The sequence below is a fragment of the Citrobacter sp. S55_ASV_140 genome (genome assembly GCF_018919505.1).
Taxonomy (GTDB): domain Bacteria; phylum Pseudomonadota; class Gammaproteobacteria; order Enterobacterales; family Enterobacteriaceae; genus Citrobacter; species Citrobacter werkmanii.
In genome coordinates, this window is sequence record NZ_JAHLQZ010000320.1 from 1 (window position 1) to 2,772 (window position 2,772).

The following is a 2,772-nucleotide window of genomic DNA, read 5'->3' on the forward strand; positions in this document are numbered from 1 at the left end:
GTCCTGACCAGCCGCCTGCAGGAGTGGGTGGTGAGCAGCATGATGCTGGGTGCGGCAATTGGCGCACTATTTAATGGTTGGCTGTCATTCCGCCTGGGACGTAAATACAGCCTGATGGCGGGCGCGATCCTTTTTGTCGTCGGATCTCTGGGATCGGCGTTTGCGTCCAGCGTTGAAATGCTTATTTTTGCCCGCGTGGTGCTGGGCGTTGCGGTGGGTATCGCGTCTTACACCGCGCCGCTCTATCTTTCCGAAATGGCCAGTGAGAATGTGCGCGGTAAGATGATCAGTATGTACCAGTTGATGGTTACGCTGGGTATTGTGCTGGCCTTTTTATCTGATACGGCATTTAGCTACAGCGGTAACTGGCGCGCCATGTTGGGAGTGCTGGCGCTCCCGGCGGTTTTACTGATTATCCTGGTGGTTTTCCTGCCGAACAGTCCGCGCTGGCTGGCGGAAAAAGGTCGCCACATCGAAGCCGAAGAAGTATTGCGTATGCTGCGCGATACGTCAGAAAAAGCCCGCGATGAGCTGAACGAAATCCGTGAAAGCCTGAAGCTGAAGCAGGGCGGATGGGCGCTGTTTAAAATTAACCGTAACGTGCGTCGCGCGGTTTTCCTCGGAATGTTGTTGCAGGCGATGCAGCAGTTCACCGGGATGAATATCATCATGTACTACGCGCCGCGCATTTTTAAAATGGCGGGCTTTACCACCACCGAACAGCAGATGATTGCCACGCTGGTGGTCGGCTTAACGTTCATGTTCGCGACATTTATTGCCGTCTTTACGGTAGATAAAGCCGGACGTAAACCGGCGCTTAAAATTGGTTTCAGCGTGATGGCCATTGGGACGCTGGTACTCGGCTATTGCCTGATGCAGTTTGATAACGGCACGGCTTCCAGTGGTCTATCCTGGCTGTCAGTCGGTATGACCATGATGTGCATTGCAGGTTACGCGATGAGCGCCGCGCCGGTGGTGTGGATCCTGTGTTCGGAAATTCAGCCGCTGAAATGCCGCGATTTTGGTATTACCTGCTCGACCACCACCAATTGGGTGTCGAACATGATCATTGGCGCCACGTTCCTGACGCTACTCGACAGCATCGGCGCGGCGGGTACATTCTGGCTGTATACCGCGTTGAACGTCGCTTTTATCGGTATTACATTCTGGCTTATCCCGGAAACCAAAAACGTCACGCTGGAACACATCGAGCGCAAGCTGATGTCGGGTGAGAAGCTAAGAAATATTGGGGTGTAAGCCAAATATACGTGCCGGATGGCTGCTCTGCCTTATCCGGCCTACGAATTGAGTCTCGTCCTGGCCGGGTAAGCGCAAGCGTTACTCGGCATTTTTTGAACACATTACCCGTGCAGAAAATCGTCGCGCACCGGAGTGAACGTATCGAGTAATGTTCCTGCTTTTAAGCAGACGCAGCCATGCATAATGTTAGGCTGTTTATACAGGGTGTCGCCTGCAGAAACGACATGCTTTTCTTCCCCAATAGTAAATTCAAACTCACCGGATAAAACGTAAGTCAGCTGTTCATGCGGGTGGTTGTGCAGCGGACCAATCGCGCCCTGCTCGAAGTTCACCTCAACCGCCATCATTTTACCGTCGTGAGCAAGAATGCGACGGGTAACGCCATTGCCCAGATCTTCAAGCGTGGTCTCTTTATGAAAAATAAACATCCGACATTCCTGTAAGTTAGTGAAACGGTGTTTTATTAAATTTATATCAGCAAAGTATAAAAAGAAATGCACACCAACAGATGTGGAAAGTTGATCACATCTTTGGTTCACTGAAGAGATAACAACAAATGAGGGGAAGCGATGAAAACGATCGGTCTGTTAGGCGGTATGAGCTGGGAATCCACCATTCCTTATTATCGACTCATTAATGAAGGGGTAAAACAGCGTCTGGGTGGCCTGCATTCGGCACAGATTCTGTTGCACAGCGTAGATTTTCATGAGATTGAAGCCTGTCAGTCCAGCGGCGACTGGCAGCGGGCCGGGCAGATCCTCGCGCAGGCCGCCAGAGGGCTACAGGAGGCGGGAGCTGAGGGCATCGTGTTGTGTACCAACACGATGCACAAGGTTGCTGAGGCGATTGCAACCGCCTGTGATGTACCGTTCCTGCATATTGCTGATGCCACTGGTCGCGCCATACAAAAGCAGCAGATGAGCAACGTGGCGCTGCTGGGTACGCGCTACACCATGGAGCAGGATTTTTACCGTGGGCGCTTACAGGCTGAATTTGGCATTAGTACGCTTATCCCTGACGCTAACGACCGGCAAAAAATAAACCAGATTATTTTCGATGAGCTGTGCCTCGGCGAATTCAATGAAACGTCCCGCGATTATTACCTCAGTGTGATTGCTCAGCTGGCTAAGCAGGGCGCGCAAGGGGTAATTTTTGGCTGTACCGAGATTGGTCTGCTGGTGCCAGCCGAGCTAAGCCCACTACCGGTTTTCGACACTGCGGCTATCCATGCGCAAGATGCGGTGGAGTTTATGCTTTCGTCTGTCGATGCAAAATAGCGTTCAGCGGATCGATTAGCTTCGGCAGATGGGCTTGCAGATGCGCGGTAAAAGCATCTACCAGCGCCGAGGCGGGGCGATGAAGCGGGTGAATCAGGCTGACCGTAAACGGTACCGAAATACTGAAGCGGCGGATAACGATCCCGCTGCTGGCGTAATCCAGCGCCGTTAAGGGATTGACCACCGAGATCCCCACACCCGCCCGCACCATTGCACCTGTCTCTTATACACATCT

At 52.5% G+C, this 2,772-nt stretch carries 3 protein-coding genes and 1 pseudogene; 2 read left to right on the forward strand and 2 right to left on the reverse strand.

Annotation, left to right across the window (positions count from 1 at the left end):
* Positions 1-1,257: arabinose-proton symporter AraE (araE, locus tag KQJ18_RS23140; RefSeq protein WP_216422857.1), on the forward strand; the 1,257-nt coding region annotated here is incomplete at its 5' end.
* A 104-nt stretch (positions 1,258-1,361) separates the two neighbouring features.
* Here araE and KQJ18_RS23145 read toward each other — a convergent pair.
* Positions 1,362-1,688 (reverse strand): cupin domain-containing protein, encoded by a 327-nt coding sequence (locus KQJ18_RS23145; protein ID WP_085048791.1) that lies wholly within the window; start codon positions 1,686-1,688, stop codon positions 1,362-1,364.
* Positions 1,689-1,829: 141 nt separating this feature from the next.
* Between KQJ18_RS23145 and KQJ18_RS23150 the strand changes: the two genes are divergently transcribed.
* Entirely contained in the window at positions 1,830-2,537 is a 708-nt protein-coding gene (locus tag KQJ18_RS23150; protein ID WP_137347473.1) for an aspartate/glutamate racemase, read from the forward strand.
* On the opposite strand, the pseudogene KQJ18_RS23155 reads toward KQJ18_RS23150, so the two are convergent.
* Positions 2,509-2,751: pseudogene (locus KQJ18_RS23155) on the reverse strand (LysR substrate-binding domain-containing protein); the annotation flags it as partial. The gene KQJ18_RS23150 and the pseudogene KQJ18_RS23155 sit on opposite strands and share 29 nt — an antisense overlap.
* Between the last annotated feature and the right edge of the window lie 21 nt (positions 2,752-2,772).

What these genes read in the sequence shown, in the direction of transcription:
- KQJ18_RS23145 (WP_085048791.1), bottom strand. Translation starts at nt 1,688, where the DNA reads ATGTTTATTTTTCATAAAGAGACCACGCTTGAAGATCTGGGCAATGGC.
- KQJ18_RS23150 (WP_137347473.1), top strand. Translation starts at nt 1,830, where the DNA reads ATGAAAACGATCGGTCTGTTAGGCGGTATGAGCTGGGAATCCACCATT.